Source organism: Bacillus inaquosorum, from assembly GCF_023238325.1.
GTDB classification, from domain to species: Bacteria; Bacillota; Bacilli; order Bacillales; family Bacillaceae; genus Bacillus; species Bacillus inaquosorum.
In genome coordinates this window covers 1,402,956-1,419,204 of record NZ_CP096592.1, presented here as the reverse complement: position 1 = coordinate 1,419,204, position 16,249 = coordinate 1,402,956, and the positions used below count along the sequence as shown (strand labels likewise).

The window sequence follows — 16,249 nt, the reverse complement described above, 5'->3', positions numbered from 1 at the left end:
ATCATGCCGGCTGCGATTATTTACTGTATATTGTATCATCAAACATACCGCCTCTCCCACTATATTTCCAGATTAATAAGACACAGAATCCTCCGCTTCTGTTCCTGCTGGTTTGCCGATGATCGGACGGACAAAACGAATAACAGCAAGTGAAGCGAAGACAGCTAACCCTCCGGCAAGCAAAAATGCTCCAGAAAACGTGCCCGTCCGGTCAACAATAAAACCGGTTAAAGCCGGGCCGATAATTCCTGCCGTGTTGGCGAGGAAATGCATGAAGCCGCCTACAGAACCGACATTGTTTTGATCAACCACATCTTGAATGACAGCCCAATAGATAGCGCCTGTCAAATAGAGAAAGAACACTGACAAAGCGACAAGTGTGACAGCGCCCGCAGTAGTAGCCACAAGCCCTGCAAAACCAATCAGGACCGCCGATGAAAACAAACACGTGACAAGCACTACCTTGCGCGAGAACAGCACACCTTTTCGAGCTGTTTTTTTGTACACATAGTCAGAAACAAATCCTCCCGCTGCCAGGCCGATAAAGCCTAAAATCCATGGAATGACCGTAATGACGCTCATCGATTCAACACTTAATCCCCGCTCTTCGACAAGGTAGCTCGGAAACCACGTCAAAAAGAAGAAGAGAATGTAGTTGTAAGCGAAAAAAGCAAACGCCGTGAACAGGACGGTTTTTTGCTTCAGGTAAAAGGTGAGCGGAATTTTTTCCCCTGGAGACGTTTCTGCTTTGATTGCCGGTGCATCACCCATCGCCGCTGGCGGCTTTTCTTTGACAAACTTGAACCAGAGCACTGCCCATATCAAGCCAATAATCATAATGAGAACGAAGGATACCTTCCAGCTGAACGCGACTGCGATCATGCCGACAATCGGGCCGGAAATGGCTCCCCCGAGCGGCGTTCCGCTGTTGGTCACACCGATAACGGACGCCCGCTGAGCCGGCGGGAACCAGTTATTCACCATCTTGTTGATGGTCGCCGAAAGCGGGCCTTCTCCCATTCCGAAGAGGATGCGTATAATCAGCAGGCTGACAAAACCAAAGGCAAGGGCGACTGCTCCGCTGAACAGCGACCAAACGACCATGGCGACAAACAAGGTCAGCTTTGCCCCGTAGCGATCAGATGCCACGCCCCCAAGAAAGTTAAAAATGGCATAACCAATCGAAAAACTGCTGAAAATCAAGCCCATTTGCGTGGCAGACAATGTGAGATCATCCTGAATAAAAGGAGCTGCAATGGAAAGCGCCGAGCGATCCAGGTAATTAATCACCCCTGCCAGGAACAAAAAAAGGATAACGGGAAGCTTATCTTTTGAGAACATCTCAACCTCACCCCTATGTTGGTTCAGTTTCTGTTGCGCTGCTTTCGTTACACGCCTGAATAAGCCATAAATCCTCCATCGACAGGAACGGTGATCCCGGTGACAAAACCGGAATAGGATTCATCCGCCAGCCAAAGAAGCGTGCCGAGCAAGTCCTCCGGTTTTCCAAAGCGCTTCATCGGTGTTCCCGCAATGATTTTGTGAGAACGGTCGGTTAAGGTTCCGTCTTGGTTAATCAGCAGATCATGATTTTGTTTTGTCAGAAAAAAGCCTGGGGCAATCGCATTCACCCGCAGTCCGGTTTCGGCAAAATGAACGGCCATCCACATCGTAAAATTATTGATCGATGCTTTGGCGGCACTGTATGCCGGAACCTTCGTCATGGGTGAATAAGCACTCATGGAAGAAAGATTGATAATCGCCGGTGAATCGGCCTTCAGAAGCTCTTTTCCAAATACTTGAGAGGCCAGAAACGCACCGGTGAAGTTGGTGGAGAATACAGTTGAAAAGCCCCCCTCATCCATATCAAAAAAGGATTGGCCTTCTCCCGCTTCTTCATATGTCTCCACATCGGTTATCGCGTCAGGATGATTGCCGCCAGCTCCGTTAATTAACAGATCGACAGAACCGAACCGGTCGAGGATGTCGTCCTTTGCCTGCACCAGTGCCCCCCTGTCCAGCACATCCCCAGAAACAGAGCATGCTGTGCCCCCAGCCTCCTTAATCTCCTTTACGACCGCTTGGCCTTTTTCAGCCGTCCGATTCAATATCGCCACCTTCATGCCATGACGGGCAAGCTCCTGGGCCATTGCAGAGCAAAGCACGCCGCTGCCGCCAGTGATGACAGCCGTTTTACCAGCCAAGTTCTCATGCACCGAAATCATACTTCCACCTCTTTTTTTGCCATTGCTTCATATGCGTCCCACAGTCCGTTCAAGTACATGATGCCAAGAGCCCGATCGTATAAGCCATAACCCGGTCGGCATTTCTCGCCCCAAAGATGGCGCCCGTGATCCGGTCTGACATATCCTTTGTAATCCTGCTTATGCAGTTCTTCCATCACGCCTTGAATGTTGATCGAACCGTCTTTCGTCAGATGAGATGTTTCAATAAAATCGCCATTCTCAAAAATTTTCACATTCCGAATATGTGAAAATGGAGCAATACCGGCATACGTCTTAGCGATCTCCACCATGTCGTTAGCGGGATTGGCTCCCATTGAACCTGTACAAAGGGTGATGCAATTAGACGGTGAATCTGATATCGCCCGCAGCTTCTTATAGCTTGCCTCCCCTGTGATAATGCGTGGCAGTCCGAAGATCGGCCATGGCGGGTCATCCGGATGAATGGCCATTTGAACACCGTGACTTTCTGCAACCGGAAGAATTTCCTGCAAAAAGAATGATAGATTGTCCCATAGCTGTTCTTCATCAACCGTTCTGTAGGCTGCAAACAGCTCTTTGATCCGAGCTAATTTTTCGGGCTCCCATCCCGGCAGTGTCATGTCAGATGCTTGCTCCACCGTCCGAATCAGCTCTTGGGGCTCAAGGCTTTCCACCTTGGCCTTTTCAAAAAACAGAGCGGTTGACCCATCTTCCAGAGGACGGAACATATCCGTGCGTGTCCAGTCAAAAACCGGCATAAAATTGTAGCAGATGACTTTCACGCCGTATTCAGCAAGGTTGCGTATCGTTTGTTTGTAGTTTTCAATATACCGGCCGCGTTCTTCGTTTCCGAGTTTAATCGTTTCATGAACATTCACGCTTTCTACCACTTCAGCATGAAAACCATAGGATTGAATATATTCAGTCTCAGCTCTAATTTCTTCTTTTTCCCACACGTCGCCGACAGGTTTTTGATGGAGAGCCCAGACGATGCCTTTGACTCCGGGAATTTGCTTCACGTGTCCAAGTGTGACTGTATCGTTGCCTCGGCCATACCATCGGAATGTTATATTCATGTTTACACCTCCGGATTCAGTCGATTAATCAAACGTGATGACAGCTTTCCGTACTTGATCTGGATGCTCCTTGATAAACTGAAATGCGTGATGGACGTCATCTACTGAAAATGTATGGGTCACCAGCCCGTTATGCGCTAACCGTCCTTTATTCAAAAGCTCTACCACTTTTGGAAACTGATTGGTCTGCAATCTCGATCCGGTTATCGTGACTTCTTTTTTTGTAATCGGCAGCTGAGAAATCTGTGCCGCTCTTTCGTCAAATCCAAGCACAACCACATGTCCCGCCGGAGAAACGGCCTCAACTGAAAGCTCAAAAGTCGCCGGCAGGCAAACAGCATCAATGACCACATTGGCTCCTTCATTCCCAGTCCATTCCCGGACCCGCTCGGCAACATTTTCTGCTTGGGCATTCACGACAGCGTCGGCACCGTTTTCTTTCGCAAATGCCAGCCGCTCGTTGTTCAAGTCAGTCATCATGACGGCAGCGCCCGCCAGCTTTGCCATTTTTAACACACAGATCCCGATGGGCCCCGCTCCCTGGATCAGAACGGTATCTCCTTTTTCCACCTGGCCTCTCCACACTGCCTGTGCGCCTATCGTGTAAGGCTCGGCCATGACTGCCTCCTCCCAAGGCAAGTCCTTTGAGACCGCGTGAAGCTGCCTTTCCGGAAGCACAATATATTCCCGCATGCCGCCGTCCTCATGTACGCCAAACACAGAAAGCTTGGCGCAAACATTCGGGCGCCCTTTGCGGCAGGCGTAACATGTTCCGCAATAAGAAATCGGCTCAATCACAACGTGGTCACCGACTTTTAGGCTCTGCACATTCGCACCAACTTCCTCGACTTGTCCCGTTACCTCGTGTCCGATGACTCTCGGGAGGGTGGCGAGCGGATTCGTGCCATGATAAATGTGCATGTCTGAACCGCAAATCCCGACTCGCTTGACTTTTACGAGCACTTCATCATCCTTTGAAAGAACCGGCTTCTTCATCTCCGCTGTCACCAGATCATTCGCTTTTCGCACTTGAACCGCTTTCATTTTTCTCACCTGCTTTTTAAGAATTCATACACGCTCCGAGCGATTGATATTCCGTGTATCTTATTTCTTTCTTCATGCAGCTGCTCGATCTCGCCGGGCACATACACTCTCTCGACTCCAGCAGCCGGCGGTGACTGCTGCAGTTCATCGAGCATGGCATCCATCTGCCCTAAAAACGTATCCCAGTCGGTAAAAAAGGACGGATTGATCGCACAAACATAATGCCCCAGCTTTCTTTTTTGATCAAGGCCGCTGTACATTTTTGCTATATGAGGCCCAAAAGCCGCGCCCGCCAGCAATCCGGAAAACACATCAACGACAATTGAGAGTCCATAGCCTTTCGGGCCGCCGAATGTTGAAAGTGAAACGACCTTGTCAGGATCAGTTACTGCTTCTCCGTTTTCATCGACTCCCCATCCTTCAGGAATGTCTTTGCCCTCTTCACGTGCTTGCAGAATCTTCCCAAAAGCGACTTTGGAGGTCGCCATATCCAGAATAAACGGTTTTTTATGCTTAGACGGGACACCGTAAGCAATTGGATTTGTCCCTAAAAAGGGAGTTCTCCCGCCAAACGGGACAACGATACTGTCCGTATGTGTCATTGCTATTCCGATCAGCTTTTCGTCAGCCGCTTTTTGCACAAAATAGCTTAGCGCTCCGCAATGGCTGCTGTTTACGGCCGTGACCATGCCGACACCGTTTTTCTTCGCCATGTCAATTGCACGGTCCATTGCCATATCACAAATCACGTGGCCGAAACCGTCATCACCATCGAGCACCCCGGACACGGGACCCGTTTCTTTAAAAACAGGATGTGCTTCGGGATTGATCCCTCCCGCCCTTAGCCTGTTCACATAGTGCTCTGTTCGCAGCACGCCATGTGAATGTACGCTGCGTAAATCAGCGTGCACGAGGACATCTGCTACTTTTTCAGCGTCTCGTTCATTCAAACCGGCACCGGTCAGCTTTTGCCGGACGAGTTCCTTTGCTTCTTCAGCCGGTATCGTTACCGTTTTCAATCAAGTGCCTCCTTCCTTTCTAGTTCTTTGGGCACCTCCTAGAGAAAACCCTTACATATACATATTATTTACAAATTATTTTAAATATTCTTTATATTATACTGTCAGCCCTTTTGATGAAGATCCTGAACGATCTGTGCATGCTGCTGGTCTGTGAGCTTATAAAGAAAACCGATAATGATCATCGCTAATGCCAAAGCAATGGCCGGATACAGAAGCAAAAGCGCTTTGATGCCGATCAGCGCCTTTGCTGTCTGGACTGCATTCGGCACATAGCCGATAAGCCCCAAACCGATGCCCGAGAGAAAACCGGACAATGACTGAGCAAGCTTTCTGGAGAAATTAAAAAGTGAATATGTCGTTGCTTCTTTCCGTTCACCGGATTTCCATTCGCCATAGTCAATAATATCGGAAACAAGCGCCCACGTGATGCCGTTTGGGATACTGATTCCGATAAAGGCGATGCTGGCAAGAATCGTAAACACATAAACGTTTGATGGCAGCATAAAGTTGATCAGATCGGCGGCTACACTGATGCCGAAGCCGATCATTGCTGTTCGTTTCTTTCCAAACATCTTGACGAGCTTTGGCAGGAATACGACGCCCAAAAAGGAAGAACCGATAATAATAAAGTTCATATAAGCCATTAATTCAACATTGCCCAGATTATATTGTGCGAAATAGACTAGCATGGCGGATTTAATGTTGTATGCGGAAATTGAAAAAATCGTCATCAGGACAAGGGTTAACAGCGGTTTATTCGTGATAAATGTTTTGACGACAGAAGAGAGTGTTAATTTTTCTTTTGGCGCTTCTGATATGACAATGCGCTCTTTGCAGTTGCGGTAGCAAATATAGAACCAAATCACACCGAGTGCGGCGAACAAGCCCATGACCACCGGGTAGCCGACCTTCGGATTATCAAATTTGACGAGCAGCGGCATCACAGCCACACTTGTGATAAACAAGGCTCCAAGTGATCCGATTTGGCGGAAAGTCGAAATGGAGGTACGATCCTCAGATGTTTGAGTCATCGCTGCCCCTAATGAGCCGTACGGAATATTCACAAATGAATAGCCGATGCCCCAAATCATGTAGGATGCATATGCATAAATCAGTTTTCCGGTCGTTGATACATTAGGAGACAGAAAAATAAGAACAGTAAGCACCGCAAGCACGATGCTGCCGATTAATAGATAAGGCCTGAATTTCCCCCGTTTGCCGATATTTTTGCGATAATCAATTGATGAGCCGACAATCGGATCTGTTATCGCCGCAAACAGCTTGCTGACTAAAAAAATGCCGCCGGCCATCGCAGCCGGGATTCCCGCTACATCAGTAAAATACTTCAATAAATAAATCTGGCCGAGATCAAACATAAAACCGTTGCCAAAATCACCAAATCCATAGGAAATTTTCTCTTTCAATGAAAGCCTTTTCTCCGTTTCGATCGACACAACCTTATTTGCCAGTTCAGTTCGCATCTTCCACCTCTGTGTCTTAAGAATTTTCGGGTAGTGGTCCGCTCAGGATGACACATGATTGTGATGCTGAGCGGACATTTGGTTACACGTTTGCTTTCTCTTCTTGAAATTGAAAGTAGTGTTTCGCATTGTCATAGCAAATTCCCTGAACAATGTTTCCCAAAAGCTCCATATCATACGGCACTTCGCCGTTTTCCACCCATTCCCCGATCAAATTGCAGACGATACGCCTGAAATATTCGTGGCGCGTATAGGATAGAAAGCTTCTGGAATCGGTGAGCATACCGATAAAGCGGCTGAAAAGCCCGACATTTGACAACGCTTTCATTTGATCCAGCATCCCGTCTTTTGTATCGTTAAACCACCAGGCTGTGCCGAATTGTATTTTTCCCGGGGTAACACCGTCCTGAAAACTGTTGATCATGCTGGCGATGACATAGTTATCGTTTGGATTAAGTGAATATAAAATCGTTTTCGGCAGATGGTTCTTCAACTCAACTGAGTTCAGCAGCTTGTATAAAGGCTTGGCAATTTCTTCATCATTCATAGAATCATAGCCTGTATCAGGTCCGAGCCTCTTCATCATTTTTGTATTCGTGTTTCTTAAAGCGTTGATATGAAACTGCATCGCCCAATCGAGCTCCGCATACAAACCGCAAAGAAACTGAAGCGTATACGTCTTAAATTTCTTCTCATCTTCATAAGAAACACCTGTTCCTTGTAATCTGTCAGAAAAAATCCGTCCCGCTTCCTCTTTTGTCGTTTCGGCAAATACCATTGAATCTATCGCATGATCAGACACTCTGCCGCCGACTGAGTGGAAGAATCGCACCCGTTTTTCTAACGCCTTTAGAAACTCGTCATAAGTTGTGATCGAAATGGCTGCTGCATCTTCAAGTGCCTGCACCCAATGAGGAAAACCTTCACGATTGATCTCAAGTCCCTTATCCGGCCGAAATCCAGGCAGCACGCTGACAGGAAAATCTTTCTCTTCTTTTAATAATAGATGGTATTCAAGAGAATCGACAGGGTCATCAGTTGTGCAAACGACCTTTACATTTGATTTCACGATCAAATCCCTTGCGCCGAAGCCATCTCCTTGAAGCAGTTCATTCGCCCGTTCCCATATAGCCGGCGCGGATTGCTCATTCAAAATCTCATAAATTCCAAAAAAACGCTGCAGTTCTAAGTGAGTCCAATTGTAGAGCGGATTGCCGATCGCCATCGGCACGGTTTTCGCCCAAGCCATAAATTTCTCTTCATCAGTCCCATCGCCTGTAATGTATGTCTCTTCAATCCCATTGGCTCTCATGATGCGCCATTTGTAATGGTCTCCATACAGCCAGGCTTCCGTGATGTTTTGAAATGTCTTATTTTCATAGATTTCTTTCGGACTTAAGTGGCAGTGGTAATCAATAATCGGCATGCCTTTCGCATAATTGTGATAGAGGCTGACAGCGGTTTCATTTTTCAACAAAAAATTTTCGCCCATAAAGGGTTCCATCTCCTCACCGTCTTTCATTCTATTTCAAAATGTTAACGTTAACATTTTGATTTGGTTTTATTTTACCTTTATATTCCTCTGGGATCAATCTCTTTTTTGAAAATGAAATGTTAACGTTAGCAAACAAACGAAAAAAAGACATTGCCGGAAAGCATCCCGAAAGGAACGCTTTTGGCAATGTCCGAGTCCAAAAAAGGATTAGTAAGCTAAGCTGAAAAGTCCTTTGATGTGTGTTAAGTAGCGTACGTTACTTGCTTCTTTCATCAAGGAAGCAGGAAGACCTTTAAGCGGTGTAGAATTTGCACCAATAATGGCAACTGCGTCTTTGCGTCCAAGACTTGCAAGTGTACCAGAGTTTACTGGCTTGAATGTTTCAAGCGTTTTGCCTTCTAAATAAGCGAATAGGTTGTAACCGATCAGCTCACCCATTTGCCATGCGATTTGTGCAGTTGGCGGATATGGACGGCCGTCTGGAGCGAAGTAAACTGCGCTGTCACCGGCAACGAATACATCTTCATGAGATGTAGATTGCAGGAAGTCATTTACTGTCGCACGTCCGCGGTTCACTTCAAGACCTGATTCACCGACTAATGGGTTACCTTGAACGCCGCCAGTCCAAACAAATGTGTTGGCAACAACTTTTGATCCGTCTTTCAGATCAATTACGTTTCCTTCTACATTTGTAACAGGAAGACCTGTTAAGAACTCAACGCCACGTTTTTCAAGGCTTGCAGTCGCACGTTCGATAAGATCATCCGGAAGAACAGGAAGGATTTTCGGACCTGCTTCAACCAGTTTCAATTTGATTTCTTTATGGTCTACGCCGTATTTTTTCGCAAGGTTCGGCATGATGTCAGCAAGCTCACCGACAAGCTCAACACCTGTTAAGCCGCCTCCTCCGATAAGGATTGTTGCATCTGCTTCGTTTTTCGTTTGAGAGTACTCGCGCACACGATCTTCAACATGTTGGAAGACTTTGTTTGCATCAGCAGCAGATTTCAATACCATGCTGTTTTCTTCAAGACCTGGGATGCCGAAGTACGCTGTTACTGAACCAAGACCTACAACAAGCGCATCGTAAGATAATGTAGAACCGTCAGCAAGCGCAACTTCTTTTTTATCAACAGAGAAAGAGCTTACTTCCGCGATTTTAAGGTCAATGTCTTTACCTTTGAAAAGTTTTTCTAGTGGCATTGCAACCGCTTTTTCAGACACGTTGCCTGCTGCAAGACGGTGTAATTCCGTAATGATTTGGTGAGTTGGGTATTTGTTTACCACTGTCACGCGTGCTTGTTCTTTTGTGTAATGTTTGCGAACTGTTAGAGCAGAAAGAACTCCGCCATAACCAGCGCCTAGAATGACAATATGTTTTGACATCGTATATCCTCCGTCCTTTATATCAATTTGAATCTGAGATTATTTTTGGTTTTCGCGTTCGTTCATGACTTCAAGGTAGCTGTTAGCAAAACGGAACAGCTTTTGAGCTTGAGGATCTTTCAGCATACGCAACAGGCCGAAAAGACCAATTGTTTCGTTGCTTGCATCCGCGCGGTCTTTCGCTTCGATTGCAGTCGCAGCTACTTCTTTCGCTGTTTCTTTTACAGGCTCAAGAATTTCAGTGATCGCACCGACTGTGTCGCTTTTTAACACTTCGTCAGTTGCTACAGATTGAGCGAAATCATAAGACTTCGTTAAAATATTCACTAACTCAGTCAGCTTTGGAAGCTGGTCAACTAAAACGGTCAGTGATTCTTGAACTTCTGGCTTTAACAGCTGATCAATAAGATCTTGCTGGCTTTGGCTGACAGACGCATTTGTTTGATCGATTGTTTCTGGCATATCCAATTCTCCTTTACTATAAGCAGTTTGCTGATTTTTTTGGAAAGGGTAGTGCCTCTCCCTGGTCTCATGCTTGAAGGCATAAGAATAAGGATTGTGAATTCATGCACAATCATTTACAAAAATAAATGTTTACTACCCAGTTTTTCATCTTGCCATATTCAGTATTATTTTTATCTCAAAAATAAACAATTGAATAAGTCAAAAATCCTTTACTCTCTCTGAAAATAGCAAACACAAAAAACTCCAATTCGATTACCTTCTATATGATAACACTTTTTGAACAAAATTTGAACGTGAATTGCTTCGATTATGAAATTAATTTATTTGGAGCCCGTGTCATAACATTTCTGCGGCACTAGTTATTGACAATCCATCAATTTCTCCCCTTCACTTTACCCATATTTCCAAAAGAGGAGCCCTTTTTCCTGTGATCGGGTCATTCGCCGGCAATGAGACCTGCTTGATCTGTTTCACCGCTTCCTCCCGTTCATTCGGTTCTCCCGTCTTCAAATCATACTGAACGCCTCCCGGATAAGCGCCAATGACGGTAAAATCGGAGCTTGCGCTTAGCTTTTTATGGCCGACTCCGGCTGGAATCACGACTGCGTCGCCAGATTTGAAAGGAATGGCAGCCCCTTTTTCTCCCCCAAACTGAATCACAGCCTCTCCCCGAACTGCAATCAGCACTTCATGCGTATTGCTGTGATAATGATGGTATGGAAAAACACTTCCTGACCAGCTGTTTGACCAGCCATGCCGGTTGACGATCAGCTCTGCCTGACCGGTGTCCTTGAACACGTTTTGATACACAACGAGCGGAAAATCAGGGTGATTCGGAATCCTGCCGTCATCCTGAAAGAAGTACGTCTGTATCTTTGCTTCCATCAATGTCACCTCCTATTTTCTGTCTTCCACACATAGCGGTTTGCAAAACATGATGTTTTTCTCACGATTCCATTGATCTGAATAATACCGAATAGTATAGTATAAAAAATAATGCCAAAATGAAGGATATCATGAAAGCAATCATTATCGGAATATTAGCCTCACTCTTTTTCGCCGTTACCTTTATTTTAAACAGAGCGATGGAGTTATCCGGAGGCAGCTGGCTATGGAGCTCATCGTTGCGCTTTATTTTTATGGTGCCGTTTTTATGTTTGATTGTCATTATGAGAGGGGCATTCGCTCCTCTCTTACAAGAGATGCGGAAAAAGCCGTTTTTTTGGATCAAATGGAGCTTTGTCGGCTTCGTGCTTTTTTACGCGCCGATCACATTTGCGGCTGCATACGGTCCCGGGTGGCTTGTAGCCGGAACTTGGCAAATTACCATTGTAGCCGGTGTGCTCTTATCTCCTTTGTTCTATGTCAAAAAAGACATGCCGGGCGGGCCGCTGCTCGTTCGTCAAAAGATTCCCCTTGTATCACTTGGCACTTCCATGATCATCCTGATCGGAGCGGCGCTGATTCAGCTTCAGCATGCAGAATCGCTTTCCGGGAAGATGCTGCTTTTCAGTGTGCTGCCGGTTGTTATTGCGGCTTTTGCCTATCCGTTAGGAAACCGGAGAATGCTCGAAGAATACGGAGGCCGGCTTGATACATTTCAGCGTGTGCTGGGAATGACCTTGGCAAGCCTTCCGTTCTGGCTTATAGTAGCAGCGTACGGCTGGTGGTCAGATGGCCTTCCGACAGCGGGACAAACTGTTCAATCCTTTATCGTTGCCGTCAGCTCAGGCATCATTGCGACCGTTTTATTTTTCTGGGCCACTGATATGGTAAGAGACAATCCGCAAAAACTCGCAGCCGTTGAAGCAACTCAATCAGGTGAAGTGATTTTCGCGTTGCTTGGTGAAATTGTTCTGCTGTCAGGCGTGTTCCCATCTCTTTTATCATTTGCCGGTTTATTCATTATTATTGCGGGGATGGTGTTACATACCTTCGCTTCACAGCCGAGAAAACCGAAAAAGAAAACACAGTCAAATCTGACCGCGTAGCATCTGCCGGAGAATGGGTGAAAGCCTGTTCTCCTTTATTTTTGCTACCAAAAGCCATCTGTTTCACGTTATATTTAAATATAGGTTCAGCCTACTTATACTGAAAGGTGATTAATGTAATGGAAGCAAACGATCAAACACAAAACATACCAGCCATCTCCTTCAAATCAGTCAGAAAAAGCTATGAACAAGATGGACAAACTTATGATGTATTGCAAGACATCACCGGAGACATTCAACAGGGCGCAATCGTGGCCGTTTTAGGCCCTTCCGGATCAGGCAAAAGCACCCTCCTTTCCATGTGCAATTTAATGAGAACGCCTGACAACGGCGAAGTAAAAATATACGGAAAGGAAGTCAGGGAATGGAATGTCAATAAGCTGAGGCGAACGGCAGCACTCGCGTTTCAATCGGCTCCCGTCCTCGATGGGACAGTGCGTGACAATCTAGGTCTGGTCCAAAGGCTGCACCAATCCCAGCTGTACTCCCCTGAAGAGCTTGCTTCTCTAACAGGACTGTCATCAGATCTGTTAGACAGAAGCGCCAAGGATTTATCGGGCGGACAGCGTCAAAGACTGTCACTAGCCAGAACACTCGCAAATCCTTCCTCTATTCTATTGTTGGACGAAATTACGTCGGCCCTGGACCCGGTTTCTGCTCTTGAGGTTGAAGAGCTGATCAAAAAGCAGCATCAAGAGAAAAAGCTGACGGTCATGTGGGTGACTCATAATATGGAGCAGGCAAAACGAGTAGCCGATACCATTTGGTTTATGGCGGATGGCCGGCTGCTGGAAATCGCAGAAACTGAAACATTTTTCTCTAATCCGCAGCATGAAACAGCCAAAGAGTTTTTGAAGGGAGGTACCCGGTAATGGATTACCTTTCCCTCTCTTTAACGATGATCTTTGTTTTGATCGCCTTGTTTTTATCAAAATCATTTAAAGCCGGCGTAGAAAAAGACATGATCATTGCCACCATCCGGGCCGCGGTACAGCTGCTTATCATCGGTTATGTACTGTCGCTGATTTTCCGCGGAGACCATCCTGTTTTTATCTTGCTGATGGTGCTGTTAATGCTGGCGGTGGCAGCGCAAAATGTCATCAAACGAAAGAAAAATACAATCGGTTCGTTTTGGAGGGTGTTCGCCGCGTTAGCGATTGTAGAAATTGTGACGCAGGGAATTCTGCTGTCTCTTCATATCATCCCGCTTACGGCCCGATATGTCATTCCGATCAGCGGAATGGTCATCGGAAATTCGATGGTGCTCGCAAGTTTGTTTTTAAACCGGCTCAGCTCTGAAGTCGGCGTGCGTAAAGAAGAAATTCAGTTAATATTGTCTCTTGGAGGCACACCGAAGCAATCTATACAGCGTATTCTTACTTCTGCGATGAAAATGAGTATGATCCCAACGCTGGAAAGCCAGAAAACACTTGGGCTTGTCCAGCTTCCTGGCATGATGACAGGCCAGATTCTAGCCGGTGCGGACCCGATTCAGGCGGTACGCTTTCAGCTCTTAATCGTATTTACAACGATGGCGTCAGCCGCGCTGACATGTGTGATCTTAAGCGTGCTGACATACCCGTCATTATTCACCGCGCATCAGCAGCTGAAGCAGAATGGATGACAGACAAAAGCCGCTTTCCCTTGGAGAGCGGCTTTTTGTACGGGTTATTCCTTTTCTTCATAATACTTGGACAGCTCAATAATCATCGCGCCCATCCGCTCAATCTCCGGAGCAAGCAGTCTTGTGATGCCTTCTTCCCGCAGTGCTTCAGCAGTCACTTTTCCGACAGCCGCGGCAATGGCGCGCTCTTCGAATACGGTCTTCACTTCATCGATATAGCCGCGCTCCTTGGCAAACTCAAACAGAGAACGAATCTGAATTGCCGTTGTAAAACAAACGGCATCGATCTCACCGTTCATCAGCTCCCGGCATAACCGCTCCACCGTTTCCTCCTCTGGCGGGATGTGCTGATAAGGCAGAATCGGCAAGACAGATGCGCCCTTTTCTTCAAGAAATGCCATGAGGGCCGGTGCTTTTTCTCCATGAAGCTGCACCATGACTGTTTTTCCTGAAAAGTCGTGACGCTCCAAGGACCGGATTAAGCCTCTTGTTGTCCCGTCTTCATCCAAAGCTTCCGGTGTGATCCCTAGCTTTTTTAGCACAGCCAGCGTTTTGTATCCCCGGCATGCCGCTTTCGCCTGGCGAATCGCCTGCAGAAACTCGTCTTTCAGACCGATTTTCTCTGCCATATCGACAAGAGTCTCCGTGCCAATGCCTGTCGTGAAAATAACCCAGTCAGCTTTTCTCTCCGCAAACGTCCGCAAATCCGGCTCTACCTGCTTCTCTGCCAAGTAAACCGTTCCTTGGAGAGGCCGGATGACAGGAGTTCCGCCCTGTTTTTCAATGATCGTGCTGATTTCTTCTGTTTTTCGGGAGCCCCCGATCGCCACGCGTTTTCCAAGTAACCCTTTTCCCATACCCGTTTCCTCTCCTCTTTGCATAGGCTTTTTATGTATACAAGCTTAATAAAGCTATTGTGGCGCATACAAAGGGAGAAATCAAGATAAATCCAAACCTCTACTATCCATTGAATACGCCGGAAGCTTGCTGTAAGATATACAGCAGACACGTTTACGAACGGAGGATCGATCATGGAAACAAAAAAAGAAGAATATGAAACAAAGGGTTACGATACATCGATCATTTACGAGTTTAATGAATATCCGGACGTCCACAGCGGGCGCTGCGACAATTGTGATTACACACTGTTCAAAAGCTCTGTAAAAGGCGGAAAATTTCTCAGAGAATGCCGGAGATGCGGGATGAAAAAAAATATTTAGTCAAAAAAACCGAAATCAATCTTGATTTCGGTTTTTTTGACTTATTGCGGTACACCGGATTTTTTCATAAACGCTTCAATCTCAGCTGCCGCACGCTCCGCCCCGCCTGCTTCTTTTACATCCTTTTGCATATTCTTGACGCGGCTGAGCACCTCCTGATCACCTGCTACCGCCTGCACCGCTTCCTGCAGTCTGGAAACCGTTACTTCTTCTTTCGGCAAATAAACGCCGAGCCCTAAATCATCGACACGCTTTGCGGTGAGCTCCTGCTCATACATTTGCGGAATGACGACAAGCGGCACACCTGCATTCATCGCTTCCATCGTACTGTTCATTCCGCCATGTGAAATAAACATATCGGCTTTCGCCAACACCTCAAGCTGCGGCACACTTTGGCGAATGATAAAATTAGCAGGAATATCATTCAGGCTTTCAGGATCAATCGTTTTCCCGACCGACATGATCACTTGCCATGAAGAATTCCGAAATGCCTCAATGCACATCTTGTAAAATTCCGGCCATGCATTAAACGCTGTTCCCAATGAAATCAGCATAAGCGGGCGATCATCCTTTTCAATCAACAGGCTTTCTTGTTCCGTCCGTTTTCCAAGGGATGGGCCGACAAAACAGAAACGGTCATCAAACGTCTCATGCTGAATCTGAAAGGACTTCGGCATAAAGACAATATTTAATGCTTCCGGCACAGCTAATTGTTCAAATGAAACAGCCGGCAATTGTGCTTGCTCCAAATAGGCTTTGAATTCAGCCTCCGCTTCTTTTATTCTTTTCAGCATGTCTTTATTCCCGAGCCAAAAGGATTCATTTTGGGCGTATGATGAACAGAGCTTGATGACCGGCACATGTAACTTGTCAGCTAACAATTTTCCCGACAGCGCAATAAAATCATAGAGGATCAGATCAGGGCGATCATCCTGATATAAATCCTCAAGTTGCGGCAGAATGCTAAAAGATTCTTCCAAGAGACTGAGCGTCGTCTCATTCTTTTCCATCATCTCCTTGATCTCCTTGGGGTCAATAGTCAAGGATGAATGATAAACGAATGCTTCACCACCGGCTTGCTGCACAGCAGGCGCGAACTCCTCAGTCGTGGCATACGTGACACGATGCCCTCTCTCACAAAGCTTCTTTACTAATGCAAGCGTAGGATTGACATGCCCGTACCTCGGGATGTTGATGAGCGAAATATGGTACTTTTTCAT

16 protein-coding genes are annotated in these 16,249 nt (G+C 46.4%); 4 read left to right on the top strand and 12 right to left on the bottom strand.

Annotated elements, in window-relative coordinates:
- Positions 1–72: 72 nt before the first annotated feature.
- The 10 genes from M1M80_RS06900 to M1M80_RS06855 all read right to left on the bottom strand — a co-directional run bounded on the left by M1M80_RS06900 (position 73) and on the right by M1M80_RS06855 (position 11,079).
- A complete protein-coding gene (locus M1M80_RS06900) occupies positions 73–1,341 on the bottom strand; it encodes an MFS transporter (RefSeq protein WP_060398429.1) in 1,269 nt (422 codons plus the stop codon).
- 47 nt (positions 1,342–1,388) lie between these two features.
- Positions 1,389–2,225, bottom strand: coding sequence for an SDR family oxidoreductase (locus tag M1M80_RS06895; RefSeq protein ID WP_060398428.1), 837 nt, complete (start codon positions 2,223–2,225; stop codon positions 1,389–1,391).
- On the bottom strand, positions 2,222–3,301 hold the full coding sequence (uxuA, locus tag M1M80_RS06890; protein ID WP_060398427.1) for a mannonate dehydratase: 1,080 nt from the start codon (positions 3,299–3,301) through the stop codon (positions 2,222–2,224). Before uxuA ends, M1M80_RS06895 begins: the two co-directional genes overlap by 4 nt.
- A 24-nt stretch (positions 3,302–3,325) precedes the next feature.
- Positions 3,326–4,345 carry a zinc-binding alcohol dehydrogenase family protein gene (locus M1M80_RS06885; RefSeq protein ID WP_003239157.1) on the bottom strand — a complete coding sequence of 340 codons (1,020 nt, stop codon included), beginning with the start codon at positions 4,343–4,345 and terminating at the stop codon, positions 3,326–3,328.
- 5 nt (positions 4,346–4,350) lie between these two features.
- Positions 4,351–5,364 (bottom strand): ureidoglycolate dehydrogenase, encoded by a 1,014-nt coding sequence (gene allD, locus M1M80_RS06880; protein ID WP_060398426.1) that lies wholly within the window; start codon positions 5,362–5,364, stop codon positions 4,351–4,353.
- A gap of 104 nt (positions 5,365–5,468) precedes the next feature.
- A complete protein-coding gene (locus M1M80_RS06875) occupies positions 5,469–6,848 on the bottom strand; it encodes an MFS transporter (protein ID WP_060398425.1) in 1,380 nt (459 codons plus the stop codon).
- A gap of 82 nt (positions 6,849–6,930) precedes the next feature.
- On the bottom strand, positions 6,931–8,352 hold the full coding sequence (gene uxaC, locus M1M80_RS06870) for a glucuronate isomerase (RefSeq protein ID WP_060398424.1): 1,422 nt from the start codon (positions 8,350–8,352) through the stop codon (positions 6,931–6,933).
- 198 nt (positions 8,353–8,550) lie between these two features.
- Complete coding sequence (locus M1M80_RS06865; protein ID WP_003239165.1) at positions 8,551–9,729, bottom strand: NAD(P)/FAD-dependent oxidoreductase; 1,179 nt, start codon at positions 9,727–9,729, stop codon at positions 8,551–8,553.
- Positions 9,730–9,768: 39 nt separating this feature from the next.
- Positions 9,769–10,191: a DUF1641 domain-containing protein gene (locus M1M80_RS06860; protein ID WP_003239166.1), complete on the bottom strand. Its 423-nt coding sequence runs from the start codon at positions 10,189–10,191 to the stop codon at positions 9,769–9,771.
- Positions 10,192–10,581: 390 nt separating this feature from the next.
- Positions 10,582–11,079, bottom strand: a complete 498-nt coding sequence (locus M1M80_RS06855) for a cupin domain-containing protein (RefSeq protein WP_060398423.1) — start codon at positions 11,077–11,079, stop codon at positions 10,582–10,584.
- Between the two features lie 131 nt (positions 11,080–11,210).
- On the opposite strand from M1M80_RS06855, the gene M1M80_RS06850 reads away from it, so the two are divergent.
- From M1M80_RS06850 to M1M80_RS06840, 3 genes are all read left to right on the top strand, one after another.
- Positions 11,211–12,185, top strand: a complete 975-nt coding sequence (locus tag M1M80_RS06850) for a DMT family transporter (protein ID WP_060398422.1) — start codon at positions 11,211–11,213, stop codon at positions 12,183–12,185.
- 119 nt (positions 12,186–12,304) lie between these two features.
- Positions 12,305–13,057 (top strand): ABC transporter ATP-binding protein, encoded by a 753-nt coding sequence (locus M1M80_RS06845; RefSeq protein WP_003239169.1) that lies wholly within the window; start codon positions 12,305–12,307, stop codon positions 13,055–13,057.
- A complete protein-coding gene (locus M1M80_RS06840; RefSeq protein ID WP_019258114.1) occupies positions 13,057–13,809 on the top strand; it encodes an ABC transporter permease in 753 nt (250 codons plus the stop codon). Before M1M80_RS06845 ends, M1M80_RS06840 begins: the two co-directional genes overlap by 1 nt.
- Positions 13,810–13,853: 44 nt before the next feature.
- On the opposite strand, the gene M1M80_RS06835 is transcribed toward M1M80_RS06840, so the two are convergent.
- Positions 13,854–14,666 carry a uroporphyrinogen-III synthase gene (locus M1M80_RS06835; RefSeq protein WP_060398421.1) on the bottom strand — a complete coding sequence of 271 codons (813 nt, stop codon included), beginning with the start codon at positions 14,664–14,666 and terminating at the stop codon, positions 13,854–13,856.
- Between the two features lie 174 nt (positions 14,667–14,840).
- Between M1M80_RS06835 and M1M80_RS06830 the strand changes: the two genes are divergently transcribed.
- A complete protein-coding gene (locus M1M80_RS06830) occupies positions 14,841–15,029 on the top strand; it encodes a DUF8096 family protein (protein WP_019258112.1) in 189 nt (62 codons plus the stop codon).
- 41 nt (positions 15,030–15,070) lie between these two features.
- On the opposite strand, the gene M1M80_RS06825 is transcribed toward M1M80_RS06830, so the two are convergent.
- Positions 15,071–16,249, bottom strand: coding sequence for a macrolide family glycosyltransferase (locus M1M80_RS06825; protein ID WP_060398420.1), 1,179 nt, complete (start codon positions 16,247–16,249; stop codon positions 15,071–15,073).